Source organism: Pseudomonas sp. HMWF006 (genome assembly GCF_003061205.1).
GTDB lineage: Bacteria > Pseudomonadota > Gammaproteobacteria > Pseudomonadales > Pseudomonadaceae > Aquipseudomonas > Aquipseudomonas monsensis.
Genome location: NZ_QAIU01000614.1, coordinates 7,054 through 7,701, shown reverse-complemented (window position 1 = coordinate 7,701; position 648 = coordinate 7,054). Strand labels below are relative to the sequence as shown.

At 62.7% G+C, this 648-nt stretch carries 1 protein-coding gene; it reads right to left on the bottom strand.

What is annotated here, in order from left to right; all coding sequences use genetic code 11:
* On the bottom strand, positions 1 to 648 hold a 648-nt coding region (locus DBR24_RS28615), incomplete at both ends, for an FAD-binding oxidoreductase (protein ID WP_128616378.1).

Genomic DNA, 648 nt, shown 5'->3' with positions numbered 1-648 from the left:
GCGCAAGCTGCCCGACTGCCAATGGGTGACCGGACTGTTTTCGTAGATCTGCACGCCCATGCCCTGAACCGTCCGCGCCAGGCCACGCACCAGCTTCGCCGGGTGGATGGTCGCTACGTGCGGCGCAAAGATGCCGCCGTACGGTTTGGCCACGCGAATCTGTTGTGCCAGTTGTTCAGGGCTGAGCCAGCGGTAGTCGTCGTCTGTCAGGCCCTGGCTGTGCAGTTTGGTCAGGTAGTCGCGCAGAGTGGCTTCCTGCTCGGGGTAGCGTGCCGCGCAATACAACACGCCGCCCTTGCGATAATCGCAGTGAATACCTTCGCGTTCGAGGACGATCTCCACTTCATCGGGGATGCAGTGCAGCAGATCGAACGAGGCGCGACGCTGTTGCGGCGACAAACCGGCAAGCAAGCGATCCTCGCCCAGCATATTGCCCATCAGCCAGCCGCCATTGCGCCCGGACGCGCCGAAACCGGCGGTTTGTGCCTCGATAATGGCGATGTCCAGGCCGGGGGCGAGTTTCTTCAGGTAGTACGCCGTCCATAACCCGGTGTACCCGGCGCCAATGATCGCCACGTCGACATCCAGATCCTGCTCCAGCGCTGGCCGCGCCATGAGCGGCTCGTCGAGTTGATCCATCCACAAACT